This is a genomic window from Bacteroides xylanisolvens XB1A, from assembly GCF_000210075.1.
Classification (GTDB): domain Bacteria; phylum Bacteroidota; class Bacteroidia; order Bacteroidales; family Bacteroidaceae; genus Bacteroides; species Bacteroides xylanisolvens.
The window spans coordinates 4,312,159-4,339,086 of the sequence record NC_021017.1 but is presented as its reverse complement, the minus strand read 5'-3'; the positions used below and the strand labels follow the sequence as shown (position 1 = coordinate 4,339,086).

Annotated in this window: 19 protein-coding genes; 16 read left to right on the top strand and 3 right to left on the bottom strand. The window is 42.5% G+C overall.

Annotation, left to right across the window (positions count from 1 at the left end; genetic code table 11):
- The first annotated feature begins 1 nt into the window (after position 1).
- Both BXY_RS16580 and BXY_RS16575 read left to right on the top strand, forming a co-directional pair.
- Positions 2–1,291 carry a thioredoxin domain-containing protein gene (locus tag BXY_RS16580; protein WP_008645677.1) on the top strand — a complete coding sequence of 430 codons (1,290 nt, stop codon included), beginning with the start codon at positions 2–4 and terminating at the stop codon, positions 1,289–1,291.
- Positions 1,292–1,448: 157 nt separating this feature from the next.
- The gene (locus tag BXY_RS16575; RefSeq protein ID WP_008645665.1) at positions 1,449–3,878 is read left to right on the top strand and encodes a glycoside hydrolase family 20 protein; all 2,430 of its coding nucleotides are present in this window, start codon (positions 1,449–1,451) and stop codon (positions 3,876–3,878) included.
- A 196-nt stretch (positions 3,879–4,074) separates the two neighbouring features.
- Here BXY_RS16575 and trxB read toward each other — a convergent pair whose 3' ends face one another.
- From trxB to BXY_RS16560, 3 genes are read right to left on the bottom strand one after another with little or no spacing between them, the layout of a single operon-like run.
- On the bottom strand, positions 4,075–5,025 hold the full coding sequence (trxB, locus tag BXY_RS16570) for a thioredoxin-disulfide reductase (protein ID WP_004315443.1): 951 nt from the start codon (positions 5,023–5,025) through the stop codon (positions 4,075–4,077).
- A 36-nt stretch (positions 5,026–5,061) separates the two neighbouring features.
- Positions 5,062–5,709, bottom strand: a complete 648-nt coding sequence (locus BXY_RS16565; protein WP_008645663.1) for a LolA-like putative outer membrane lipoprotein chaperone — start codon at positions 5,707–5,709, stop codon at positions 5,062–5,064.
- A gap of 19 nt (positions 5,710–5,728) precedes the next feature.
- Entirely contained in the window at positions 5,729–8,221 is a 2,493-nt protein-coding gene (locus tag BXY_RS16560; RefSeq protein ID WP_009039692.1) for a DNA translocase FtsK, read from the bottom strand.
- Between the two features lie 126 nt (positions 8,222–8,347).
- Between BXY_RS16560 and BXY_RS16555 the strand changes: the two genes are divergently transcribed.
- From BXY_RS16555 to BXY_RS16490, 14 genes are all read left to right on the top strand, one after another.
- Positions 8,348–9,007, top strand: coding sequence for a DUF5063 domain-containing protein (locus BXY_RS16555; RefSeq protein ID WP_008645659.1), 660 nt, complete (start codon positions 8,348–8,350; stop codon positions 9,005–9,007).
- A gap of 8 nt (positions 9,008–9,015) precedes the next feature.
- Complete coding sequence (locus tag BXY_RS16550) at positions 9,016–9,684, top strand: 3'-5' exonuclease (protein WP_009039691.1); 669 nt, start codon at positions 9,016–9,018, stop codon at positions 9,682–9,684.
- Positions 9,685–9,789: 105 nt separating this feature from the next.
- Entirely contained in the window at positions 9,790–10,968 is a 1,179-nt protein-coding gene (locus tag BXY_RS16545) for a class I SAM-dependent rRNA methyltransferase (RefSeq protein ID WP_004315432.1), read from the top strand.
- Positions 10,969–11,491: 523 nt separating this feature from the next.
- Positions 11,492–12,742, top strand: coding sequence for a nucleoside permease (locus tag BXY_RS16540; protein ID WP_008020916.1), 1,251 nt, complete (start codon positions 11,492–11,494; stop codon positions 12,740–12,742).
- Between the two features lie 13 nt (positions 12,743–12,755).
- Entirely contained in the window at positions 12,756–13,349 is a 594-nt protein-coding gene (locus tag BXY_RS16535; RefSeq protein ID WP_009039690.1) for a bifunctional nuclease family protein, read from the top strand.
- Between the two features lie 8 nt (positions 13,350–13,357).
- Complete coding sequence (locus BXY_RS16530; RefSeq protein WP_004315426.1) at positions 13,358–14,056, top strand: 16S rRNA (uracil(1498)-N(3))-methyltransferase; 699 nt, start codon at positions 13,358–13,360, stop codon at positions 14,054–14,056.
- 40 nt (positions 14,057–14,096) lie between these two features.
- Complete coding sequence (locus BXY_RS16525) at positions 14,097–15,644, top strand: DUF4836 family protein (protein WP_015532470.1); 1,548 nt, start codon at positions 14,097–14,099, stop codon at positions 15,642–15,644.
- 20 nt (positions 15,645–15,664) lie between these two features.
- Positions 15,665–16,309, top strand: a complete 645-nt coding sequence (locus BXY_RS16520; RefSeq protein ID WP_009039688.1) for an ATP-binding cassette domain-containing protein — start codon at positions 15,665–15,667, stop codon at positions 16,307–16,309.
- A 105-nt stretch (positions 16,310–16,414) separates the two neighbouring features.
- Complete coding sequence (locus tag BXY_RS16515; protein WP_004313013.1) at positions 16,415–17,620, top strand: hypothetical protein; 1,206 nt, start codon at positions 16,415–16,417, stop codon at positions 17,618–17,620.
- 21 nt (positions 17,621–17,641) lie between these two features.
- Positions 17,642–20,296: a TonB-dependent receptor plug domain-containing protein gene (locus BXY_RS16510; RefSeq protein ID WP_134993122.1), complete on the top strand. Its 2,655-nt coding sequence runs from the start codon at positions 17,642–17,644 to the stop codon at positions 20,294–20,296.
- Between the two features lie 875 nt (positions 20,297–21,171).
- Positions 21,172–22,092, top strand: coding sequence for a tRNA (adenosine(37)-N6)-dimethylallyltransferase MiaA (gene miaA, locus BXY_RS16505; RefSeq protein WP_004316676.1), 921 nt, complete (start codon positions 21,172–21,174; stop codon positions 22,090–22,092).
- 57 nt (positions 22,093–22,149) lie between these two features.
- On the top strand, positions 22,150–23,076 hold the full coding sequence (locus tag BXY_RS16500) for a diacylglycerol/lipid kinase family protein (protein WP_004316677.1): 927 nt from the start codon (positions 22,150–22,152) through the stop codon (positions 23,074–23,076).
- A 117-nt stretch (positions 23,077–23,193) separates the two neighbouring features.
- Positions 23,194–23,994 carry a 3-deoxy-8-phosphooctulonate synthase gene (gene kdsA, locus BXY_RS16495; RefSeq protein ID WP_004316678.1) on the top strand — a complete coding sequence of 267 codons (801 nt, stop codon included), beginning with the start codon at positions 23,194–23,196 and terminating at the stop codon, positions 23,992–23,994.
- A gap of 81 nt (positions 23,995–24,075) precedes the next feature.
- On the top strand, positions 24,076–26,913 hold the full coding sequence (locus BXY_RS16490) for a M16 family metallopeptidase (RefSeq protein ID WP_134993123.1): 2,838 nt from the start codon (positions 24,076–24,078) through the stop codon (positions 26,911–26,913).
- Positions 26,914–26,928 lie beyond the last annotated feature (15 nt).

The window sequence follows — 26,928 nt, the reverse complement described above, 5'->3', positions numbered from 1 at the left end:
TATGAAACGAATAATAACTAAAATGTATCTCTGTTTGCTTGCATTTTGTATCACAGGAGGCATCAGTGCACAAACACAAAACAGTATGACAGAGGTCATTCCATTCAAAACTATTGATGGAAAAATTATCGTGGAAGCCACTATAAATGGTGAAGTGGCTGACTTTGTCCTTGATTTATCGGGACATAACGCTCTACTTCCTGAAGCTCTCAAAAAGTTACACATCAATACAGAAAAGAGAGGAACTTTTAGTTCTTACCAAGATTTTGTATTTAAACAGGTGCCTGTTGGAAAGGTATATGAAATGGGAACAGTAGCTATTGGTAAAAATACATTTGCAAACGATCTTCCGGCTTTCACATTAGAAGACGAACCCTATCTACGCAAGCTAGGGGTTATGGGTGTATTAAGTGGTGCTGTTTTCCGCACTTCTGTATTAACCATTGACATGCAACGGAAGAAAATTACGATTACACAACCCTACCGTCCTTCTTATATGAAACTTAACTATCGGGAAAATTTTAACCTGATAACAGGATTAGGAGTAGTATGCCCGATAAACATTCAGGGAAAGCCGATATCTTTTGTTCTGGATACATGGAGTGAAGGATTAGTGAATCTTACTGAAGCAGATTTCAATACATGGAGCGCACAATATACCAAAGGGAGTAACCAAAAAGTCTCCAATGGATATAAAGAAATAAGTCAAGATGAGGAAAGCCTCATCCTACCTGAAACGATGTTTGTAAAAACAAAGATTGAAGATGCCATAGCAGTGAAAAACCCATTCTTGAAACGTTCCGTATTAGGCAAAAAGATACTGGACTACGGAATTATATCCATCGACTATATTCATCAGAAAATTTATTTTCAGCCGTTTGACATGGTTCCTATACCGGAAGCGGAAGCTAAAGTGACGGAAACCAAAGTTGAAGATGGTAAATTGAATCCAATTACCCGCCAGTTCTTCCTCGAACACATTTTCGACTATCGAAAAGGAAATGATTTCGTTTATAATGGCGACAAACCGGTTGTGATTGATTTCTGGGCAACTTGGTGCGGACCTTGCATGCGTTTACTTCCGGAAATGGAAAAGCTGGCCGAAAAATATAAAGGAAAAGTTATATTCTATAAGGTAAATGCTGATAAAGAAAAAGATTTATGCAGCCACTTCAGTGTACAAGCATTACCTACGTTATTCTTCATCCCGGTAGGCGGCAAACCGATAATCGAGGTTGGTGCTACGCCGGAAAAGTATGTGCAAATCATCGAAGAGCAACTACTGAAATAAAAACTCTCTCTTTATTATATAACTACATTAATCTGAAACTTTAGCTAAAAGCCGGACATCATTCCGGCTTTTTTATTTCCATATCATTGGAACTTATCATTAAAACAAGTACATTTGCCCTGTCAAATCTATTTATAACTTAACACACATTTTGACCATGAAGAAAAGTATTTCTCTTCTTCTTTTGTCTTTGCTTATGATTGCCCCCGGTTGCCAAAAGACAAAAGAAGTGGTGAACGAGTACAACATCGTTCCCAAACCCAATCAAATTCTCCCACAGGAAGGACGTTTTGAACTAAACAGCAAAGTCTGCCTCGTAGTACCTTCGGATGCTCCGGAAGTAAAAAGCATTGCCGACAGCCTGGCCGGACAACTAAAACTGACAGCAGGAATCTCGTTGAAAGAGGCAGAAAGTGCAGATGGAAAATCAGCAATCTGCTTTGTTGTACAAGAAGGTATGCCGAAGGAAGGATATAAATTATCCGTTACTCCCAGTCTCATCACGCTTACCGCTTCTCAACCGAACGGGTTCTTCTACGGCGTACAGACACTTTATCAGTTACTCCCTCCGGCGGTTTACGGAAACCAGTTGGATAAGAAAGCAAACTGGTCGGTTCCTGCTGTAGAAATAGAAGATTCGCCCCGTTTTGTTCACCGCGGACTGATGCTGGATGTTTGCCGCCATTATGTACCGATTGACTATATTTACAAGTTTATCGACTTGCTGGCAATGAACAAGATGAATGTTTTCCATTGGCATTTGACAGACGATCAGGGATGGAGAATCGAAATCAAGAAATATCCTAAATTGACAGAAATCGGTTCTAAACGTGAAAAGACATTGGTAGACTATTACTATGTAAATTATCCGCAAGTATTCGACGGAAAAGAACACGGAGGGTATTACACACAGGAACAAATCAAAGATGTAGTAGCTTATGCTGCAAGTAAATATATCAACGTTGTTCCCGAAATAGAAATGCCGGGACATGCGTTGGCTGCACTGGCTGCCTATCCGGAACTGTCATGTGATTCTACACAGACTTATAAAGTATCTCCTACATGGGGTGTATTCGAACAGGTGTTCTGTCCGAGTGAAACAACTTTCAAATTCTTTGAAGGAGTGATGGATGAAGTAATTGAATTATTCCCTAGCGAATACATTCACATCGGTGGCGACGAATGTCCCAAGACAGCATGGAAGAACAGTGCTTTCTGCCAGCAGCTAATCCGCCAGTTAGGACTGAAGGATGATACGGCTCCCAGCAAGACAGACGGAATAAAGCATAGTAAAGAGGATAAGTTGCAGAGCTATTTCGTTACCCGCATGGAAAAGTATCTGAATAGTAAAGGCAGAAACATCATTGGTTGGGATGAAATCCTCGAAGGTGGTCTGGCTCCAAATGCGACTGTTATGTCATGGCGTGGTGTAGAAGGAGGAATGAACGCTGCCAAAGCCGGACATAATGCAATCATGACTCCGAACCCTTATGTATATCTGGACTACTACCAGGAAGAACCTGAAATTGCCCCGACTACTATCGGCGGATACAACACACTGAAAAAAACATATAGCTACAACCCTGTCCCGGATGATGCAGACGAACTTGCCAAGAAGCATATCATCGGAATACAAGGTAATATATGGAGAGAATATATGCAGACTTCCGAACGTACAGACTATCAAGCTTTCCCGCGTGCAATGGCTATCGCCGAAACGGCATGGACACAAAACGCAAACAAAGACTGGAAGAATTTCTGCGAACGAATGGTAACTGAATTTGAACGTTTGGAAGTAATGAACACCAAACCTTGTCTCAACTTCTTTGACGTAAACGTAAATACGCACGCGGATGAAAACGCTCCTTTAATGGTAATGCTGGAAAGTTTCTATCCGAATGCAGAAATCCGATATACTACGGACGGCAGTGAACCTAGTAAAACATCCACAGTGTACGAAAAGCCTTTCGTTCTGGAAGGTAATATCGACCTGAAAGCCGCTGCTTTCAAAGATGGAAAAATGCTGGGTAAAGTAGCTCACAAGCCATTATACGGTAATTTATTGACAGGAAAGCCCTATACTGTTAATTATAAGATGGGATGGACAGGCGATATATTTGATGAAAACGATGTATTAGGAGCTGACAAGACAACCTTCGGACTGACCAACGGTAAACGAGGAAATAACGCTTCTTATACTCCGTGGTGCAGCTTTGGCATTGTTGAAGGTAAAGACTTGGAATTTATCGTTAATTTGGATAAGCCGACACAAATCAGCAAAATAATTTTCGGCTCTTTATTCAATCCGGCTATGAGAATTCTTCCTGCAGGAGGAGTTGCCGTAGAAGTATCAGCAGATGGCAAACAATACACTCCGGTAGCTGAAAAAGCCTTGAAACACGATTATCCGGAAACAGGACGAATTGCATTCACTGATTCCATTGAATTTGAGCCAACACAGGCTACCTTCCTGAAAGTTAAGATTAAGAATGGCGGCACACTGCGCAATGGGGTTAACTTTGAAAAGAACAATGGCCCGGAAGTAATTCCTGCCGAATTATGGATTGATGAAATAGAAGCTTATTAAACAAAGCTAACTATATTTCATGCGGATTTCACGGTACTGACTCAACAGGACGTGGAATCCACATCATTTATCTCCGTACCTGAATAACAAAACGGTGAACGCTAGTTTAATACTAATGTTCACCGTTTTATTTATAATCAATCACACCCCAAAAGGCATAATTATCATTCATTCGTTTACACCGAAGATATATTTATCACACAAGCCCTTTGGAAGAAAGGTAACGTTCTGCCTCCAAGGCAGCCTTACATCCACTTCCCGCAGCTGTAATAGCCTGACGATAATGCGGATCGGCCACATCTCCTGCTGCAAAAACTCCGGGCACTTTCGTACGAGGACTATCACCGTCTGTAATAATATAACCTACTTCGTCCGTATCGATATACTCCTTAAATATTTCAGTATTTGGTTGATGTCCGATAGCCAGGAAGAAACCGTCGATAGGTAAACTATAACGTTCTTCGTCCGGTTCACCCCAACGTTTCACCAAGTTTACACCCTCTACGCCATTGTCACCAAACAAACCAACTGCATTGTGTTCAAAAAGAACTTCAATCTTCTCATGGTTCATGACACGTTCCTGCATAATCTTCGATGCACGCAGGAAAGGTTTACGAACGATCAGATATACCTTGGATGCAAGACCGGCAAGATAAACCGCTTCTTCACAAGCAGTATCACCTCCACCAACTACAGCAACCACTTTCTTACGATAGAAAAATCCGTCACAAGTAGCACAAGCGCTTACACCCATTCCGGCATATTTCTTTTCATCCTCCAGCCCCAGATATTTAGCAGTTGCCCCGGTAGCAATAATCAATGATTCCGTTTCAATCACTTTATCACCGTCAATTGTTATTTTATAAGGAGCTTTGCTTAAATCTGCTGCCGTAGCGATACCAAAACGAATATCTGTTCCGAAACGGCTTGCCTGTGCACGCAAATCTTCCATCAACTGCGGACCACTGATACCTTCCGGATAACCGGGAAAGTTTTCTACATCTGTCGTAGTAGTCAACTGGCCGCCCGGCTGCAATCCTTCATATAGTACCGGACATAAATTTGCACGTCCTGCGTAAATCGCTGCCGTATATCCGGCAGGTCCTGAACCTATAATCAGGCATTTCACTTTTTCTATTTCTGCCATTTTAATTTATCTTTATTGTTTTGTTATAAAAACATGTTATCTCAAATCTATCACCTCTGCATTGGGATATTGTTTTTTATCAAAAGTAAAAACACGATCCGTATAATTCTGCCCCGTCTGATAACTTGTAACGGTTATCTCATTACGTGTCTGCTGTCCACGCTGCTGAAGCAAAATATATAGAGGTTCATAAGTGTCCTTCGTCACAAAAAGAGTGATACGTTCCAACTCCTGTTTCTTATCCCTGGCAGTCAGAACGACTTCCCAAACAGCTTTTCCACGAAACGTTTTGGTTGTCCCCAACTTATAAGAGAATCCTTTCTGATACATATACAGAAATGTATACGGATTTATCTGCTGCAACTCTTCCTGCGTCGGATTACTGACATTCACTTCATCATTCTTTGTCACATAACTCCATTGCGTTTTTCCGTCAAACCAAGTGATGATATCAGATGTTTTCAGTACGAATTTCTCTCCTTTCAACTGAATTGTTCCGTTTTCAGCACCTTCTACCAAGCCGTTTGCCACAGCCTTTACAGTAAAATCAGCCTTCACGCCACCAGCTTTACGAAACGCCTCTGCCGTTTTGTCAAGAATGACTCTAGCCTGGGACTGCTGTTGTTGAGCAATCACAGGCAAAGACAGTAAAGCTATTAAAACACTAAAAATGTACTTTCTCATTTGATTAATAAACGAACTATTACTGTAAATTGTTCAATCGCATTTCAAGATCATTATCGTCAATACACAATACGTCACGCGCCTTACTTCCTTGTGTAGGACCTACAATTCCGGCTTTCTCCAATTGATCCATTATACGGCCGGCACGATTATAGCCAATCGCAAATTTACGCTGAATCAATGAAGTGGAACCTTGCTGATGAATAACAACCAACCGGGCTGCATCTTCAAACAACGGATCGAGACGTCCCATATCAATATCCCCTACTTCACTATTACTATCTTCACTCACATATTCGGGCAGGAAGAACGGAGTAGGATAACCTTGCTGACGGGCAATGAATTTTGTAATCTCTTCCACTTCCGGCGTATCGATAAAGGCACACTGCACACGTACCGGATCAGCTCCCTGCAAGAAGAGCATATCCCCTTTACCAATCAGGCGGTTAGCACCCGGACGGTCAAGAATAGTACGAGAGTCCATCATGGCAGATACACGGAAAGCGATACGCGCCGGGAAGTTGGCTTTAATCGTACCCGTAATGATATTGGTAGTCGGACGCTGTGTAGCAATAATCATGTGAATACCGACAGCACGTGCCAACTGCGCAATACGGGCAATCGGAAGTTCCACTTCCTTACCGGCAGTCATAATCAAATCTCCGAACTCGTCAATAACCACTACGATATACGGCATAAACTTATGCCCCTTTTCCGGATTCAGACGACGGTTAATAAACTTCTCGTTATATTCTCTGATATTACGTACATGCGCCATCTTCAGCAGGTCATAACGGGTATCCATCTCTACACAAACAGAGTTCAGGGTTTGCACGACCTTCGTTACGTCTGTAATAATCGGTTCGCCTCCATCAGGAAGTTTGGCCAGGAAATGATTTTCAATCACCGAATAGATGCTGAATTCTACTTTCTTCGGATCGACCAGTACAAATTTCAATTCTGCCGGATGCTTCTTATATAATAAGGAAGTAATAATAGCATTCAAACCTACTGACTTACCCTGACCGGTTGCACCCGCCACCAATACGTGCGGCATCTTGCAAAGGTCGAACATAAAGACTTCATTCGTGATGGTCTTACCCAATACAATAGGCAGATCATATTTGGATTCCTGGAATTTCTTACTTCCGATCACACTTTGCCCGGAAACGATCTTCGGATTCTTGTTCGGCACTTCAATACCGATTGTTCCTTTACCCGGTATCGGAGCGATGATACGGATACCGTCAGCAGAAAGGCTTAATGCAATATCATCCTCCAAACCACGGATTTTAGAAATACGTACTCCTTGCTCCGGAGTGATTTCGTATAGAGTTACCGTAGGTCCTACCGTTGCTTTAATCGTACTGATTTCGATTCCGAAACTGCGCAATGTATTGATGATACGATCTTTGTTTGCATTTTGTTCGTCCATGTCAATCGTCGGATCATCATTTTCAAAATGCTTCATCAGGTCGATAGTCGGGAAGCGGTAGTTTTCCAAATCCTTAGTAGGATTATAAGGTTCGAGTTCCGGTCCCTCATATTCTTCTTCAGAAGCAGCAGGTTCTACTTCAAACCCGGGTTCCGCCTCTTCCAAAGGTTCGTCCTGCACAGCGGGAACAGGGTTGGAAACAGTCGGTTCAAACACCATCGTCACTCCTTCACTTCCATCAGACAAAGGAGAATCTTCCGGATCCGGCTGGTTGAGCGGGAATTCATCTTCGGGTTCTTCAGCCTGTATATCCATCACTGGTGCCGGAGGAGGTGTCTGTTTATACGTCCGTTTCAAATTGAACTCCACTTCCTGCGGTTGGGAAGTCGTGAATTCCTGATCGCCTTCCCCTTCCGGGATGACTTCTTCCTTCTCTTTCTTTTCGCGTTTTAGGAAGCTCAACGCAAAAAGTTTACGCAACCAAATAACAGTACGCGCACTTATATATATAAAGAAACAGATAGCAGTTATCAACAGGATCATCCATACACCAGGTACTCCTACTTGTGAGATTAACCAACGACTGACATTGTATCCATGCATACCGCCCAGATAAATGAAAGAATCCTGATAATGATCCATAAAAGCAAATCCGAAGAATATGGAGAACCAGACTAATAAAAGCGTGCAGCCAATAAACCACTTCCACAAGCGGACCACACGTACACGCATCAACTTCAATCCTGCCACTGCCAGAAAAACAAGTATAAAGAAAGAGGAAATGCCGAAACAGTCGTTTATCAGATAGCTTGCCAACTGCGCTCCACGTGAACCGGCATAATTCTTCACCTGATTATTAACAGCCGCCAAATCCGCCGAACTACCGCTATCGATAATACTTTGATCGGCAGCCCCCGTAAAGAAGAAGGAAGAAAAAGCCAACAACAGGTAAACGGAAAAGATGACCAGCATCAATCCAATCACAAAATGAACAGTTTCATTCTTACATACAGCCACAATTTTACTGGGGGAAGAGGGAGTGCTTTCTGCCTCCTTATCTAATTTCTTCTTTGCCATGAGTCTTTTATTCTATTTTTATAAAATTGGAATGAGATTCTAAGCCGCAAAAATAATAAAAAAATAACGAGCACTACGCTCATTCAATCCTTTTTCTTACCTTTGCGTTTCAAATCAATATAGATCATGGAAAAAGAAAGCCAAACGATATTTGATAAGAACGTAATTGAGTTCGTTACAGTAGCCGCCGAATTTTGTGCATTTCTCGAACGTGCCGAACGCATGAAGCGTAGTACTTTCGTTGATACATCATTAAAAATACTCCCCCTGCTCTATCTCAAAGCATCTATGCTACCCAAATGTGAGACGATCGGGGACGAAGCACCCGAAACGTATGTCACAGAAGAGATTTACGAAATTCTGCGTATTAATCTTTCAGGATTGATGGGTGACAAGGATGATTATCTGGACGTATTCGTACAAGATATGGTTTATAGCGACCAGCCTATCAAGAAATCAATATCGGAAGATCTGGCTGACATTTATCAGGATATTAAAGATTTCATATTTGTCTTCCAACTGGGACTGAACGAAACAATGAATGATTCATTGGCTATCTGTCAGGAAAACTTCGGTACACTGTGGGGACAGAAACTGGTAAACACGCTACGCGCCCTTCATGACGTGAAATACAACCAGCTGGAAGAGGAGGAAGAGAATGGTAATGAAGAAGGATTTTACGAACCAAGCGACGACAACGATTGTTGTGAAGAAGAAGGCTGTCATTGCCACGACGATGATTGCCACTGTCACGAAGACGGTTGCCATTGCCACGATGATGAATAAAAATAGAAATGATTGTAAGAAGAACCATAGATAAAGATGAACTAAAAGAACTCCCGAAAACTGTTTTTCCGGGACGTATTTACGTTATCCAGTCGGAAGCTGAAACGGAAAGAGCAGTAGCTTACCTCCAATCCAGATCTGTGATAGGCATTGACAGTGAAACGCGTCCTTCCTTTACCAAAGGACAATCGCACAAAGTAGCACTCCTCCAGATTTCTTCTGAAGAATGTTGTTTCCTATTCCGGCTCAACATGACGGGATTGACCCAGCCATTGGTTGACTTATTAGAGAACCCGGCTGTAATCAAAGTGGGCCTTTCACTGAAAGATGACTTTATGATGCTGCACAAACGCGCACCTTTCACTCAACAAAGCTGTATTGAGTTGCAGGACTATGTGCGCCAATTCGGTATACAGGACAAAAGTCTGCAAAAGATTTATGCCATCTTATTCAAAGAAAAAATATCCAAATCACAGCGCTTGTCCAACTGGGAAGCTGATGTATTGAGCGACGGGCAGAAACAATATGCCGCCACGGATGCATGGGCTTGCCTCAACATCTATAATCTGTTGCAAGAGCTGAAACAGACAGGAGATTGGGAAATAGCTGCTCTCCCACCTGCTCCCAAGGAAAGGAAAGAAGTCACTATCGGCCCTATAAGTAACCAGCAGTCATAGACGATAAATGATAAGTGATAAATAATAAAATAAGTAATTAATAACCAATAACAAAACTATCTCAATCCTCCTCTCCCTGGGAGAGGGTTAGGGAAAGGCTATATTATGCATAAAGTATATCTAAAACCCGGTAAAGAAGATTCTCTTAAGAGATTCCACCCCTGGATTTTTTCCGGTGCTATCGCCCGTTTTGACGGAGAGCCCGATGAAGGTGAAGTTGTAGAAGTATACACCTCCAAAAAAGAATTTATTGCCGAAGGACATTTCCAGATCGGAAGTATTGCTGTGCGCGTACTGTCTTTCCATCAGGAACCTATCGATCACGATTTTTGGAAACGCAAACTGGAAATAGCATACGATATGCGTCGCAGTATCGGCATCGCCACCAATCCGACCAACAACACTTACCGGCTCGTTCATGGTGAAGGAGACAATCTCCCCGGACTGGTTATTGACGTTTATGCCAAAACTGCAGTCATGCAGGCACACTCTGCAGGAATGCACGTAGACCGCATGACAATTGCCGAAGCTTTATCCGAAGTAATGGGCGACAAGATCGAGAATATCTATTATAAATCAGAAACAACTCTTCCTTTTAAAGCAGATCTTTTCCCCGAAAACGGTTTCTTGAAAGGAGGAAGCAGTGATAATATCGCGCAAGAATATGGTTTGCAGTTCCATGTAGACTGGCTGAAAGGTCAAAAGACCGGATTTTTTGTAGACCAGCGCGAAAATCGTTCTTTACTGGAACGTTATGCCAAAGACCGTTCGGTACTGAATATGTTCTGCTATACCGGCGGATTCTCATTCTATGCCATGCGCGGAGGTGCAAAGCTCGTCCACTCTGTCGACAGCTCTGCCAAAGCAATTGATCTGACTAATAAAAATGTAGAACTGAACTTCCCCGGTGATTCCCGCCACGAGGCTTTTGCCGAGGACGCTTTCAAATATCTCGACCGCATGGGCGACCAGTATGATTTAATCATTCTCGACCCGCCCGCATTTGCCAAACACAAAGACGCCCTGCGGAATGCTTTACAAGGTTATCGCAAACTGAATGCCAAAGCATTCGAGAAAATCAAACCGGGCGGCATCCTGTTTACTTTCTCTTGTTCGCAAGTAGTAAGCAAGGACAATTTCCGTACTGCCGTATTTACCGCAGCAGCCATGTCAGGACGTAGTGTACGCATCCTGCATCAACTGACTCAACCCGCCGACCATCCGGTAAACATCTACCATCCTGAAGGAGAATACCTGAAAGGCCTGGTACTCTATGTAGAATAACCGGATTCACCACGGATTACACGGATTAACACAGATTTTTATCACAAAGTCATGCAGGAGTTCCACAGGGTGGCACAGGGCTTCACGAAGTCCTTTTCCTTTTCTAAGGTGAGAACAGAGAATCCGGATATAATGATTGATTGATAAAAATCTGTGTTAATCCGTGTAATCTGTGGTGAAACAGAAGGGCAGTAACAGAAAAACGGAGGATTCAAAGTTAATTAGAGTTAACAAACGGAAGATTTTTGAGAAAACATTATGTTGTATAACATAAACCGTCTATCTTTGCACTGTGTTTTTCATGGTATTAGATTTAAGGTTAACAAAGATTGGCTGTCTGGGATAGATAGCCTTCTTTTTTTTATACCCCCTTCATTTGTTTTTTCACGACCAAATCTCTTCTTTTCTTCGCATTTATGCCATTTTTATCCCCTTTTTATCAAATTACTAGTCTACCTATTCAATGAAAATATTATATTTGCAAGGTTTATGAACGTGAAGAGAAACACAAATTAAAAAAGTCATGAGTATAAAAGTTCGTTTGATTATTATGAACTTCCTGCAATTCTTTGTATGGGGGTCCTGGTTAATATCACTAGGTGGCTATATGGGAAGAGAACTTCATTTCGAAGGAGGACAGATCGGAGCCATTTTCGCTACTATGGGGATTGCCTCTTTGGTAATGCCGGGTATTATCGGTATCATTGCCGATAAATGGTTTAATGCAGAACGTTTATACGGGCTTTGCCATATCGCAGGAGCCGGATGCCTCTTCTACGCTTCTACTGCAACAGGATACGACCAGATGTATTGGGCTATGCTACTCAACCTGTTGGTATACATGCCCACGCTATCCCTCGCTAACACTGTATCGTACAATGCACTAGAACAATATAAATGTGACCTGATTAAAGACTTCCCTCCCATCCGTGTATGGGGAACGATCGGTTTTATCTGTGCCATGTGGGCAGTCGACCTTACCGGGTTTAAGAATTCAAGTGCACAGCTTTATGTAGGCGGTGCTTCCGCATTACTACTCGGGCTTTATTCTTTCACCCTTCCCGCTTGCCGACCGGCTAAATCAGAAAACAAATCATGGCTCTCCGCTTTCGGTCTGGATGCGCTGGTGTTATTCAAGAAAAAGAAGATGGCTATTTTCTTCCTTTTCTCTATGCTTTTAGGTGCGGCATTGCAGATTACAAATACTTACGGTGATCTTTTCTTAAGTAGCTTTGCCAGCATCCCCGAATATGCAGAATCATTCGGAGTGAAACATTCGGTAATCCTGCTGTCCATCTCGCAGATGTCGGAAACACTGTTTATTCTTGCCATACCTTTCTTCCTGCGTCATTTCGGAATCAAGCAAGTCATGTTAATCAGTATGTTTGCCTGGGTATTCCGGTTTGGGCTGTTCGGTTTTGGAGATCCGGGATCGGGACTATGGATGCTGATCCTTTCCATGATCGTTTATGGTATGGCCTTTGATTTCTTCAACATTTCCGGTTCATTGTTTGTTGAACAAGAAGCCAATTCTTCCATCCGTGCCAGTGCACAGGGGTTGTTCTTTATGATGACCAACGGACTGGGAGCCATCATTGGCGGATATGCCAGCGGTGCGGTAGTAGATGCATTCTCTGTGTATGCTGACGGCAGACTGGTGAGTCGCGAATGGATGGATATCTGGCTGATATTCGCAGCATACGCGCTGGTGATCGGCATCCTGTTTGCCTTGGTATTCAAGTACAAACACCAGCAGGAGAGTAAAACAAATTAAGTAAAAGAGAACGATGGACAAAAAGGTAGAATTACAAGTTATAAATATCACGAACAGCCAGGCGCAAGTAGGCGCATTTGCTATGCTATTAGGCGAAGTGGACGGTGAACGGCAACTGCCTATCATCATCGGTCCCGCGGAAGCCCAGGCTACCGCTTTATATCTGAAGGGAGTAAAGACACCCCGTCCATTGACACACGATCTGTTTACAACAAGCCTCACCATACTGGGAGCCAGTCTGATACGTGTGTTAATTTACAAAGCAAAGGATGGTATTTTTTACTCCTATATTTACCTTAAGAAAGACGAAGAGATTATACGTATTGACGCACGGACTTCAGACGCAATTGCCTTGGCAGTGCGTGCCGACTGTCCAATTCTTATTTATGAATCTATTCTTGAACAGGAATGCCTTCACATGTCGTCGGAAGAAAGAACCCATTCTGAAAAAACGGACAACGACGAAGAGACTGAAGAAGAACATGATTTGCCGGATGCTACTTCCATAACGCTTGAGGAAGCACTGGAGCAGGCTATCAAAGATGAGAATTATGAATTAGCCGCCCGGATACGTGACCAAATCAATTCAAGAAATAAAAACCAGTAAGTAACATTATGCACGTTTTTTATACTCCCGATATACAGAAAAGCAACGAACTTCCCGAAGAGGAAGCACAACATTGTACCCGCGTTCTGCGATTAGGTATCGGAGATGAAATCACTCTTACGGACGGTAAGGGGAACTTCTACAAAGCTGAAATTACTGTTGCGACCAACAAACGTTGTTTTGTAACGATCAAAGAAACGATTTTTCAGGAACCGTTATGGCCGTGCCATTTACACATTGCCATGGCACCGACGAAGAACATGGACCGTAACGAATGGTTTGCAGAGAAAGCTACCGAAATCGGATTTGACGAACTGACTTTCCTCAACTGCCGTTTCTCGGAACGTAAAGTCATCAAGACCGAACGGATTGAAAAGATTCTTGTATCAGCAATCAAACAATCTCTCAAGGCACGATTGCCTAAATTGAATGAGATGATTGAGTTCGATCCGTTCATCAGACAAGAGTTCAAAGGACAGAAGTTTATCGCCCACTGTTATGAAGGTGAAAAACCTTTATTAAAGAATGTCCTGAAACCCGGAGAAGACGCCCTTGTCCTGATAGGTCCCGAAGGGGATTTCAGTGAAGAAGAAGTGAAGAAAGCCATCGAACAGGGATTTGTTCCGATCAGTTTGGGCAAATCACGACTCCGTACGGAAACAGCGGCACTGGTGGCCTGCCATACGCTGAACCTACAAAATCAATAATTCTGAATCAATGATTATACAACTTTTAAATAACATAAGTATGGCAAAGAAAACGATTTCACGACTCTCGGTACTGGCAGTACTGATTGTTTTTCTGGCAGCATGTTCCAAAACATCGGAGTATACCAATGTGATACCGGCTGACGCCTCGGTAGTTGCCTCTATCAACCTCAAATCCCTTGCAAGTAAAGCGGGATTGGATGATAAAGAGAATGAAGCTGCGAAACAAAAAGTACTGGAAGCACTGAAAAGCGGAATGAATGCCGCCACCTTCCAACAACTGGAAAAGGTCATGAAGAATCCGGGTGAATCGGGAATCGATGTCGAATCTCCATTCTATGTATTCTCATCCTCTTCTTTCCCTTACCCTACTGTTGTAGGTAAAGTGAACAATGAGGACAATCTTCATGCTTCACTCGACGTGATGGCTAAAGAACAAATCTGCCAGCCGATAAGCGAAGCTGACGGCTACAGTTTTACAACAATGAATGGCGGCCTGCTCGCTTTCAACAATTCTACTGTATTGATAGTCAATGTAAGCGGAACCACTCAAACTGAAAAAGCCAAAGAAGCCATCACCAATCTGTTGAAACAGACGGCAGATAACAGCATTGTAAAATCAGGAGCTTTCCAAAAAATGGAAAAGCAGAAAAGCGATATCAACTTCCTTGCTTCTATGGAAGCTATCCCTGCAACCTATCGCAACCAGATAAGCATGGGGTTACCAACCGAGGTGAAAGCAGAGGACATCACTCTTGTAGGAGGACTGAATTTTGAGAAAGGCAAGATTGCCCTCAAAACAGAAAACTATACTGAAAACGAAGCCGTGAAAGCGCTTATAAAAAAACAAATGGAGTCATTTGGAAAAGCAAACAACACTTTCGTTAAATACTTCCCGTCTTCCACACTGATGTTCTTCAACGTAGGTGTGAAAGGAGAAGGGCTTTACAACTTGTTGAGCGAGAATAAGGAATTCCGCAATACAGTATCTATTGCCAAAGCAGACGAAGTAAAAGAGTTGTTCGGCTCGTTCAATGGTGATATTTCTGCGGGATTAATCAACGTAACGATGAACAGTGCTCCTACTTTCATGATGTATGCGGATGTTAAGAATGGTAATGCCCTCGAAACAATTTATAAGAACAAGCAATCATTGGGACTGAAAAGAGGGGAAGATATCATTCAGCTTGGCAAGGACGAATATGTCTACAAAACAAAAGGCATGAATATATTCTTTGGTATCAAGGATAAACAAATGTATGCTACCAATGATGAGTTACTCTACAAGAACGTGGGCAAAGCTGCCGACAAATCGATAAAAGATGCCCCTTACGCATCGGATATGAAGGGTAAAACCATCTTTGTTGCAATCAACGCTGAAGCAATACTGGACTTGCCTGTTGTTAAAATGGTAGCAGGTTTCGGAGGACAGGAAGTTAAAACATATATTGAGTTAGCCAATAAGGTTTCTTATCTGTCAATGAGTTCAGAAGGAGAAATCAGCGAGATCGACCTTTGCTTGAAAGACAAAGACGTCAACGCTCTCAAACAAATCGTAGACTTTGCCAAGCAATTTGCCGGCATGTAATTAATTTGTAAACAAACGGTATGAATAGTATTCACCTGCAGCAAACACTTCCCCAAGTGTTTGCTGACCGTAATTCGGTGACTTCGGATGTATGGCACCAGGATCTGATCTTCCGGAAAGAAGAAATGTATCTGATTGAAGCAGCTTCCGGCACCGGCAAATCTTCGTTGTGCAGCTATATCTATGGTTATCGCAACGACTACCAGGGGATTATTAATTTCGATGAAACCAATATCAAAGCATACTCCGTGAAGCAATGGGTCGACCTAAGAAAGCATTCACTAAGTATGCTTTTTCAAGATTTACGCATCTTCACCGAACTGACCGCTCTTGAAAATGTGCAATTGAAGAATAACCTTACCGGATGCAAAAAGAAAAAAGAAATCTTATCATTCTTCGAGCAACTGGGTATCGCAGATAAAATAAATGTGAAAGCCGGCAAACTATCTTTCGGACAGCAGCAACGTGTTGCCTTTATCCGGGCACTCTGCCAGCCGTTCGACTTTTTATTTCTGGATGAACCGATCAGCCATCTGGATGATGATAACAGCCGCATCATGGGTGAACTTATCATTGCCGAGGCAAAGACACAAGGAGCCGGTGTAATCGCAACCTCCATCGGTAAGCATATCGAGTTGCCTTACAACCATATACTTCAACTGTAACGAGTAATAAATAACAAAAAATGAGTGGAAAATAGTAAGTGAGAAAATCAGCCGTCTCCCTCCACTGCAACATTTCAAATCGTAAATCGTAAAATTATAAATAAAATGCCAACCCTTGTCTGGAAGCTCCTCCGCCAACATATCAGTATCGGTCAACTGGCCGGTTTCTTTTTAGCCAATCTATTCGGCATGATGATTGTATTGCTTAGTGTGCAGTTTTATAAAGATGTCATTCCGGTATTCACCGAGGGAGACAGCTTTATGAAAAAGGATTTCATCATAGCTACCAAGAAAATCAGCACACTCGGTTCTTTTGCAGGAAAGAGTAATACGTTCTCTGCCGAAGATATTGCGGATTTGAAGAAACAACCGTTTACCAAAACAATAGGGGCTTTCACTCCTTCTCAATTCAAAGTATCGGCAGGATTGGGCATGCAGGAAGCTGGTATTCATCTTTCCACGGATATGTTCTTTGAGTCTGTTCCTGATGAGTTTGTGGACATCAAACTCGACAAGTGGCACTTCGACGAAAGCACGCATACCATCCCCATTATCATTCCCCGCAACTATCTGAACCTTTACAACTTCGGTTTTGCACAGAGCCGTAGTCTTCCCAAGCTCTCGGAAGGATTGATGGGGCTAATTCAAATGGATATTATGATGCGTGGAAACGGACGGGTGGAACAGTACAAAGGAAACATTGTCGGCTTCTCCAATCGTCTGAATACGATTCTTGTTCCCCAGTCTTTTATGAAATGGGCGAATGAGAATTTCGCACCGAATGCAGAAGCACAACCGGCGCGATTGATTATCGAAGTGAGCAATCCGGCGGATTCCGCTATCGCCAGCTATTTTCAAAAGAAAGGATATGAAACGGAAGACGGCAAACTGGATGCCGGAAAAACGACTTATTTCCTCCGTCTTATCGTAGGCATTGTATTGGGGGTAGGTTTATTTATCAGTATTCTTTCATTCTATATCCTGATGTTGAGCATTTTCTTGCTCTTGCAAAAAAATACGACTAAGTTGGAGAGTTTGTTATTAATCGGGTACAGTCCCAACAAGGTAGCATTGCCTTATCAGTTACTCACGGTAGGACTGAATGTTATCGTACTTGTATTATCCATCGGATTAGTCTCCTGGCTACGCAGTTATTACATAGACAGCATCCGATTATTGTTTCCACAACTGGAAACCGGGTCATTATGGGCAGCTATCAGCATGGGTGTTGTGTTATTCATTGTCGTATCGGTGATTAACATACTGGCAGTAAAGAGGAAAGTACTTTCTATCTGGATGCATAAATCATAAATGTATTCAAAGATATATCGTATGAAAAGCAAAACTACATTTTCAATGAATAGAGGTTCAATGGCTTTCTTTTTCGGAATGTTATTCTGTTTTACCTCATTATCCGGACAAAACACACAAGATACAATTCTTGCGTATTTCAATCTGCTGGAGAAAGTTCCGCAAGAAAAACTGTATCTGCATTTGGATAAGCCTTTCTATGGAGCAGGAGAAAAAATCTGGTTCAAGGGGTATCTCGTAAATTCTGTCACTCATCAAGACAATACGCAAAGTAACTTCATCATTACGGAGCTTGTCAATCGTTCCGACTCTATCGTGGAACGCAAGAAGATTCGCAGAGATTCGTTAGGTTTCCATAATGCTTTCACGCTCCCTCCCACTCTCCCTGCAGGTGACTATTATTTGCGAGGATATAGCAACTGGATGCTTAATCAGGAACCGGAATTCTTTTATTCACGTAATCTGAAAATTGGTAATTCGATTGATAACACGATTGTTTCAACTATTGAGTATCAACAAGAAGACGAATCACATTATACAGCCAGGGTCAGATTTACCAGCAACACACAAGAGGCTTTCGGAAATACAACCATCCGCTATCGCACCATCGAAAACGGAAAGATAAAAGATAAAGGTAAAAGAAAGACGGACGAAAGTGGTTTGATTTCTATTTCTCTGCCGGTTCTGAAGCCTATTGCCGCACGCCAGATTGAAGTAGAATTTGACGATCCTCAATATATTTATAAGAGAACGTTCTATCTGCCTTCGTTTACAAAAGACTTTGACGTTAAGTTCTTCCCGGAAGGTGGAGCTCTCTTGACCGTTGCTCATCAAAACATAGCTTTCAAAGCTCAAGGATCGGATGGTTTTTCCACAGAAATAGAAGGATTTCTGTTCGATGCAAAAGGAGACACATTAACTGCTTTTCGTTCGGAGCATGATGGTATGGGAGTTTTCACCTTGAACCCGATTGCAGGGAATTCCTATTATGTGATTGCCAAGTCTAGTGACGGCATTACCAAGCGATTCGATCTTCCGGCCGCAGAAGAAAAAGGAATCGCTCTTTCCATGACGCATTACAAAAAAGAAATACGCTACGAAATCCAAAAAACAGAAGCTACCCAGTGGCCTCAAAAGTTATTCTTGATTGCACACACTCGTGGAAAGCTGGCAATCTTGCAACCGGTCAGTGCCGACAGGACTTTTGGAAGAATGAATGACAGTTTATTCAACGCAGGTATCACCCATTTTATGTTAATCGACCAACAGGGAAACGCACTTAGCGAACGTTTAGTTTTCGTACCCGACCGGAACCCGCATCAATGGCAAATCCTTGCGGATAAGCCTACATACGGAAAAAGAGAAAAGGTTTCCTTGCAAATTTCAGCAAAGGATGATAACGGAACTCCGGTAGAAGGTAGTTTCTCCGTCAGCATTACAGACAGAAGAAGTATCCAGCCGGACTCACTTGCAGATAATATCTTATCGAACCTTTTACTAACTTCAGATTTGAAAGGATATGTAGAAAATCCGGGGTATTATGTTCTTCAGCAAGACCTGCGTACACTTCGCACAATAGATTTCTTGATGATGACGCACGGATGGCGCAGGCATCATATCCAAAATGTACTGACTTCGCCTTCATTGAACCTCACCAACTATATGGAAAAAGGACAAACGATCAGCGGACGTATCAAGGGTTTCTTCGGCGGCAACGCCAAAAAAGGACCTATTTGTATTTTAGCTCCCAAACAGAACATCGTTGCCACTACTACCACAGATGATAAAGGAGAATTCATCGTCAATACATCATTCAGAGACAGCACAACTTTCCTCGTTCAGGCACGTACCAAAAGAGGATTCGCCGGAGTAGACATCGTGATCGATGCTCCCCAATACCCGGTAGCTTCTCCTAAATCTCCTTTTCATGATGGAACATCAACCTCCTTTATGGAAGATTATTTGCTAAATACCCGCGACCAGTATTATATGGAGGGTGGAATGAGAGTATACAACCTAAAAGAAGTAGTGGTTACAGGAAGCCGCAAGAAAGCCAGTTCGGAAAGTATTTATACAGGAGGCATCAACACCTACACTATCGAAGGAGACAGACTCGAAGGATTCGGCGCACAGACGGCCTTCGATGCAGTCAGCAGGCTTCCGGGGGTCAGTGTGACAAACGGAAACGAAATACATATCCGTAATAATCCTGAACAGCCCGTTATCGTCATTGATGATGTTGTCTATGAAGACGACAACGACATACTGACCATGATTCAAACCAGCGACATGTCCAGTTTGAGCCTTCTTCGTGGTGCTGATGCAGCAATTTTAGGTTCCCGCGGTTCGGCAGGCGCTATTGTCATTACCCTGAAAGACGGCAAGGATCTCCCGGCAAGACCGGCACAGGGCATTATTACATGTACTCCATTGGGATATAGCGATTCAGTAGAGTTCTATCAACCGACTTATGATACTCCCGAGAAAAAGAACGATCAACGTTCGGATTTACGAAGCACTATCTACTGGAATCCATCCTTACAACTGAATGCAGACGGAAAAGCAACTATAGAATATTATACTCCGGACAGCACTGCACCGGAAGATATCATCATAGAAGGCGTGGATAAAAACGGAAAGATATGCCGGACGATACAAACGATCAACAAAAAATAAATGAAACTGAATTTGAGATATGAATAGACTCATTATTGGTACAAAAAATGAACTAAATACAATCTATTCCGTGCTCCCTGCAAACGATTTTTCATTTTCATTTCTCATATTCTCATTGTTTTTGATAAACGAAAGATAATCAGATAGATATTTTATGAGAAATACTTTTTAAAACGGTATTTCTCATAAGTTTATCCGTATTTTAGCTCTAAATAGACCTTATTCTCATACTGTTTCAAGGTATTTCTCATAGTGTAATGTGCCGGAAGCCGGCATTGAATAAATAGAACGATGTATTCCTTTTGCTTGTTTCCATATACAGTGCCTTAGTCCCATATATTGTGGGAAAAGATTCCCAACAGCTTGGGAAAGGATTCCCTCATTTTGCGGGAAAGTTTTCCTTCAATATATGGGAATACTTTCCCACAATATATGGGACAATCGGAACTAATGAACATCTTCAAGCAAAAAGCCACTATTTTATCTAAATAGTAGCTTCATTTCCTGATAAAAATAAGGTAAGTCGAAAGAAAAAAGGAAAGACGAATGGCTTTTGACTATGAGAAATACCCTGAAACACTATGAGAATAAGGTCGATTTTGAGCCAAAATACGGGTAAACTTATGAGAAATGCCGTTTTAAAAAGTATTTCTCATAAAATATCTATTTGATTATCTTTCGTTTATCAAAAACAATGAGAATATGAGAAATGAAATGAAAAATTCTTTTTCAGTGCGTGGAGGTGGGAATTCATTTTGTACAAGAACGAAAACATAAAGAATCCTTCTCCCTCTCCTTATCTTGATAAAAAAGTGATTGAATATCAAACAGGTTAAAATTATTTCGTAATTTTGCAGATATAAAAGAATGAAGCTATGCCGGACTATGATTTAATCGCCATACTCGGACCTACAGCCTCGGGTAAAACTCCCTTTGCCGCGGCCTTGGCCTATGAACTCAATACAGAAATTATCAGTGCCGACTCTCGTCAGATATACAGAGGGATGGATCTCGGTACGGGAAAAGACTTGGCAGACTATACAGTAAACGGACGTACAATCCCCTACCACTTAATCGACATTGCAGATCCCGGATATAAATATAATGTATTCGAATATCAACGCGATTTCCTGATTTCTTACGAATCAATCAAACAAAAAGGCTGTCTCCCCGTTTTATGTGGAGGGACAGGCATGTATCTGGAATCCGTATTGAAAGGATATAAGCTGATGCCCGTGCCGGAAAACCCTGAATTACGTATTCGTTTGGCAAATCATTCGCTCGAAGAGTTGACGGAAATATTAGGCCGGTACAAAACATTACACAATTCTACCGACGTAGATACCGTGAAACGTGCTATCCGTGCGATAGAGATTGAAGAATATTATGCTGCCCATCCGGTTCCCGAACGGGAGTTTCCTGAATTGAACAGCCTCATCATCGGAGTGGATATTGACCGGGAACTGCGTCGTGAAAAGATCACCCGCCGATTGAAACAACGGTTGGACGAAGGAATGGTAGATGAAGTGCGGCAATTGATCGAGCAAGGAATTGCGCCGGATGATTTAATCTATTATGGGTTGGAATATAAATACCTGACATTGTATGTTATTGGAAAACTAACCTATGAAGAGATGTTCAACGGTCTGGAAATTGCGATCCATCAGTTTGCCAAACGGCAAATGACCTGGTTTCGCGGCATGGAAAGAAGAGGATTTACCATCCATTGGATGAATGCGGAACTGCCGATGAAAGAAAAGATAGCTTTTGTAAAAGAGAAACTGGAAGGGATTTAGTATCTTTGTCAGTTATATAGTGTGATTTTTAATACACAATAGGATAGATATACGAATATGAGTGTAGAACCAAAGAAATGGGGAGTGATTTACAACCCGAAAGCTGGTACCCGAAAGGTAAAAAAGCGCTGGAAAGAAATTAAGGAGTACATGGACAGTAAAGGCGTGGACTATGACTATGTACAATCCGAAGGTTTCGGTTCGGTGGAACGTCTCGCCAAGATTTTGGCCAACAATGGTTATCGCACGATTGTCATTGTGGGCGGTGATGGGGCATTAAATGATGCCATCAACGGCATTATGCTATCCGATGCCGAAGATAAAGAAAACATCGCTCTCGGCATGATTCCCAATGGTATCGGAAACGACTTCGCCAAATATTGGGGGCTTAGTACCGAATATAAACCGGCTGTCGACTGTATCATTAATCACCGGCTGAAGAAAATAGATGTGGGGTACTGCAATTTCTACGATGGAAAAGAACACCAACGCCGCTACTTCCTCAATGCTGTTAATATCGGACTGGGGGCACGAATCGTTAAAATCACCGATCAGACCAAACGCTTCTGGGGGGTGAAATTCCTTTCCTACGTGGCCGCCCTGTTTTCTCTTATATTTGAACGGAAACTCTATAGGATGCACCTCCGCATCAACGACGAGCATATCCGCGGACGCATCATGACCGTATGCATAGGCAGTGCCTGGGGATGGGGACAGACGCCTAGCGCCGTTCCTTATAACGGATGGCTGGATGTCTCCGTTATCTACCGCCCGGAATTCCTGCAAATCATTTCCGGACTATGGATGCTGATTCAGGGAAGAATCCTGAATCATAAGGTAGTGAAAAGCTACCGGACGAAGAAAGTAAAAGTACTCCGGGCACAAAACGCCGCTGTGGATTTGGACGGGCGGTTGTTGCCCAGACATTTCCCGCTGGAAGTAGGGGTGCTTTCGGAAAAAACAACACTTATTATTCCAAATTGATAAATTCAGGCACGGATTACGCGGATTACACGTTTTTTAGTAAATCTACATCTGCAAAAGCCGTATAGTTCGCGTAATCCGTGCCAGAAACATAAACTTATAATTAGATTAAGAAAAATGATAGAACTTAAGAACAATCCTGCCGGTAACTTCTTTCTGTTGGCAGGTCCATGCGTTATAGAAGGTGAAGAGATGGCAATGCGCATTGCCGAACGAGTAGTAAAAATCACCGAAGCTCTACAAATTCCATACGTATTCAAAGGCTCTTACCGCAAGGCTAACCGCTCACGTCTGGATTCGTTTACAGGTATCGGTGACGAAAAAGCACTCAAAGTATTAAGAAAGGTACATGAAACTTTCGGAGTTCCGACTGTGACAGATATTCACAGTGCAGATGAAGCAGCTATGGCAGCCGAATATGTAGATGTACTTCAGATCCCGGCTTTCCTTTGCCGCCAGACCGATTTATTGGTTGCAGCAGCGAAAACCGGAAAAACAATTAACATCAAAAAAGGACAGTTCCTTTCTCCGCTGGCAATGCAGTTTGCTGCCGATAAAGTGGTGGAAGCAGGAAATAAAAATGTGATGCTTACCGAACGCGGAACGACTTTCGGTTATCAGGATCTTGTTGTAGACTATCGCGGCATCCCTGAAATGCAATCATTCGGTTATCCGGTTATTCTGGATGTCACCCATTCCCTGCAGCAGCCCAACCAGACCAGTGGAGTAACCGGTGGAATGCCGCAACTGATAGAGACTGTAGCTAAAGCAGGTATCGCTGTGGGTGCTGACGGGATATTCATTGAGACACATGAGAATCCTGCGGTAGCTAAAAGTGACGGTGCCAATATGCTAAAGTTAGACCTTCTGGAAGGGCTGTTAACGAAGTTAGTCAGGATACGGGAAGCTATAAAATAACTCTTTTCCCTGTCTATTTGTGATTTACAACCAAACACGACGACAAATAACAAAGAAATATTTATTTAAACTAAATAGAACATGAAACATTTATTACGTGGATTATTTATTGCAGTCCTTTTTATATGCTGCAATTTCCAGCTCGTACTTGCACAACCCATGCAAGAACTGCCTGTGGACAAAAACGTCCGCATCGGTAAACTGGACAACGGGCTTACCTATTACATTCGACACAATGCACTTCCTGAAAAACGAGTAGAATTCTACATCGCACAGAAAGTAGGTTCTATCCTTGAGGAACCGCAACAACGTGGTTTGGCTCACTTCCTGGAACACATGGCTTTCAATGGAACCAAACACTTCCCGGGTGATGAAACCGGACTCGGTATCGTACCTTGGTGTGAAACAAAAGGTATCAAGTTCGGAACGAACCTGAATGCATATACCAGTGTCGACCAAACGGTATATAATATCAGCAACGTACCAACTGAAAATATCAATGTAGTAGACTCTTGCCTGCTTATCCTTCATGACTGGTCGAGCGCTATCGATCTTGCTGACAAGGAAATAGACAAAGAACGTGGCGTAATCCGTGAAGAATGGAGAAGCCGCAACAGCGGTATGCTTCGTATCATGACTGATGCACAGTCTACAATGTATCCGGATTCTAAATATTCAGACTGTATGCCTATCGGAAGCATTGACGTTATCAACAACTTCCCGTATCAGGATATCCGCGATTATTACGCCAAATGGTATCGTCCGGACCTGCAAGGTATCGTTATTGTAGGTGACATCAACGTAGATGAAATTGAAGCCAAACTTAAAAAAGTATTCGCAGACGTAAAAGCTCCGGTAAATCCGGCCGAACGTATCTACTATCCGGTAGCAGACAATCAGGAACCGCTTATCTATATCGGAACTGACAAAGAAGTGAAAAATCCTTCTGTCAACATCTTCTTCAAACAAGATGCTACCCCGGATTCTTTGAAAAATACCATCGCTTATTACGCAACGAACTACATGGTCAGCATGGCTATGAATATGCTGAACAACCGTTTGAACGAACTTCGCCAGACTGCTAATCCTCCTTTCACAAGTGCCGGTGCAGAATATGGAGAATATTTCCTTGCCAAAACTAAAGAAGCATTCAGTATCAGCGCAAGCAGCAAAATCGACGGAATCGATTTAGCTACGAAGACTATCCTGGAAGAAGCAGAACGCGCACGCCGCTTCGGATTTACGCCAACAGAATATGACCGCGCACGCGCCAACTATCTGCAAGCCGTAGAATCTGCTTACAACGAACGCGAAAAAACCAAAAGCGGCTCTTATGTCAACGAATACGTTAACAACTTCCTTGATAAAGAACCGATTCCGGGAATCGAAGTTGAATATACGCTCCTGAACAAACTGGCTCCGAATATTCCGGTAGAAGCTGTTAACCAGATCATGCAACAACTGATTACTGATAATAACCAGGTAGTTCTGTTGGCCGGTCCGGAAAAAGAAGGAGTGAAATATCCTACCAAAGAAGAGATTGCCGCTCTGCTGAAACAAATGAAGTCATTCGACTTGAAGCCTTATGAAGACAAAGTCTCTAACGAACCGCTGATCTCGGAAGAACTGAAAGGTGGCAAAATTGTTTCTGAAAAAGCCGGAGACATTTATGGTACGACTAAGTTAGTGCTTTCCAACGGTGTAACTGTATATGTGAAGCCTACTGATTTCAAAGCTGACCAAATTGTTATGAAAGGGGTAAGTTTCGGTGGTACGAGCATATTCCCGAACGAAGAGATCATCAATATTGCTCAATTAAACGGAGTAGCCCTGGTGGGTGGTATCGGTAATTTCAGCAAGGTTGACTTGGGTAAAGCTCTTGCCGGTAAACGTGCAAACGTGGCTGCCGGTATCGGTAATACAACAGAAACGGTTTCCGGTAGCTGTGTTCCGAAAGATTTTGAGACAATGATGCAGCTCACTTATCTGACTTTCACTTCTCCACGCAAGGACAATGAAGCATTCGAATCTTACAAGAACCGTTTGAAAGCCGAACTTCAAAATGCGGATGCCAACCCGATGACTGCTTTCAGTGACACTATTACAAGTGTATTATATGGTCATCATCCGCGTGCTATCCGAATGAAAGAATATATGGTAGACCAGATCAACTACGACCGTATTCTCGAAATGTACAAAGACCGCTACAAAGACGCAAGCGACTTTACTTTCTACCTGGTGGGAAATGTAGATTTGGCAACGATGAAACCGTTGATCGCCAAATATCTGGGTAGCCTGCCATCTATCAACCGTAAAGAGACTTTCAAGGACAACCACATGGATATCCGCAAAGGACAGATCAAGAATGTATTCGCAAAAGCACAGGAAACTCCGATGGCTACCATCATGTTCCTTTATAGTGGTAGTTGCAAATACGACTTGCGCAACAATGTCCTGCTTAGCTTCTTAGATCAGGCTCTGGATTTGGTTTACACAGCAGAAATCCGTGAAAAAGAAGGTGGTACATACGGCGTAAGCTGTAACGGCAGCCTAGGTAAATATCCGAAAGAAGAATTGGCGCTTCAAATCGTATTCCAGACTGATCCTGCCAAGAAAGACCACCTTTCTGCGATCGTTGTGGAACAACTCCACAAAATGGCCAAAGAAGGTCCGTCTGCCGAACACATGCAGAAGATCAGAGAATATATGCTGAAGAAGTATAAAGACGCCCAAAAAGAAAATGGCTACTGGCTCAATAACATGGACGAATACTTCTACACCGGTGTCGATAATACAAAAGACTATGAAAAGTTGGTCAACAGCATCACTGCTAAAGAAGTACAAGACTTCCTTGCCAAGTTGCTGAAACAGAACAACGAAATTCAAGTCATTATGACTGTACCGGAAGAAAACAAATAAATATTTCTCTAGTAT

Bases quoted from the DNA above. Each gene is read 5' to 3' on its own strand.
- BXY_RS16510 (WP_134993122.1), top strand. From the start codon at position 17,642: ATGAAAAGCAAAACTACATTTTCAATGAATAGAGGTTCAATGGCTTTC.
- BXY_RS16515 (WP_004313013.1), top strand. From the start codon at position 16,415: ATGCCAACCCTTGTCTGGAAGCTCCTCCGCCAACATATCAGTATCGGT.
- BXY_RS16560 (WP_009039692.1), bottom strand. From the start codon at position 8,221: ATGGCAAAGAAGAAATTAGATAAGGAGGCAGAAAGCACTCCCTCTTCC.
- BXY_RS16550 (WP_009039691.1), top strand. From the start codon at position 9,016: ATGATTGTAAGAAGAACCATAGATAAAGATGAACTAAAAGAACTCCCG.
- BXY_RS16565 (WP_008645663.1), bottom strand. From the start codon at position 5,709: ATGAGAAAGTACATTTTTAGTGTTTTAATAGCTTTACTGTCTTTGCCT.
- kdsA (WP_004316678.1), top strand. From the start codon at position 23,194: ATGATAGAACTTAAGAACAATCCTGCCGGTAACTTCTTTCTGTTGGCA.
- BXY_RS16540 (WP_008020916.1), top strand. From the start codon at position 11,492: ATGAGTATAAAAGTTCGTTTGATTATTATGAACTTCCTGCAATTCTTT.
- BXY_RS16580 (WP_008645677.1), top strand. From the start codon at position 2: ATGAAACGAATAATAACTAAAATGTATCTCTGTTTGCTTGCATTTTGT.
- BXY_RS16535 (WP_009039690.1), top strand. From the start codon at position 12,756: ATGGACAAAAAGGTAGAATTACAAGTTATAAATATCACGAACAGCCAG.
- BXY_RS16520 (WP_009039688.1), top strand. From the start codon at position 15,665: ATGAATAGTATTCACCTGCAGCAAACACTTCCCCAAGTGTTTGCTGAC.
- BXY_RS16530 (WP_004315426.1), top strand. From the start codon at position 13,358: ATGCACGTTTTTTATACTCCCGATATACAGAAAAGCAACGAACTTCCC.
- trxB (WP_004315443.1), bottom strand. From the start codon at position 5,025: ATGGCAGAAATAGAAAAAGTGAAATGCCTGATTATAGGTTCAGGACCT.
- BXY_RS16525 (WP_015532470.1), top strand. From the start codon at position 14,097: ATGGCAAAGAAAACGATTTCACGACTCTCGGTACTGGCAGTACTGATT.
- BXY_RS16490 (WP_134993123.1), top strand. From the start codon at position 24,076: ATGAAACATTTATTACGTGGATTATTTATTGCAGTCCTTTTTATATGC.
- BXY_RS16555 (WP_008645659.1), top strand. From the start codon at position 8,348: ATGGAAAAAGAAAGCCAAACGATATTTGATAAGAACGTAATTGAGTTC.
- miaA (WP_004316676.1), top strand. From the start codon at position 21,172: ATGCCGGACTATGATTTAATCGCCATACTCGGACCTACAGCCTCGGGT.
- BXY_RS16575 (WP_008645665.1), top strand. From the start codon at position 1,449: ATGAAGAAAAGTATTTCTCTTCTTCTTTTGTCTTTGCTTATGATTGCC.
- BXY_RS16545 (WP_004315432.1), top strand. From the start codon at position 9,790: ATGCATAAAGTATATCTAAAACCCGGTAAAGAAGATTCTCTTAAGAGA.
- BXY_RS16500 (WP_004316677.1), top strand. From the start codon at position 22,150: ATGAGTGTAGAACCAAAGAAATGGGGAGTGATTTACAACCCGAAAGCT.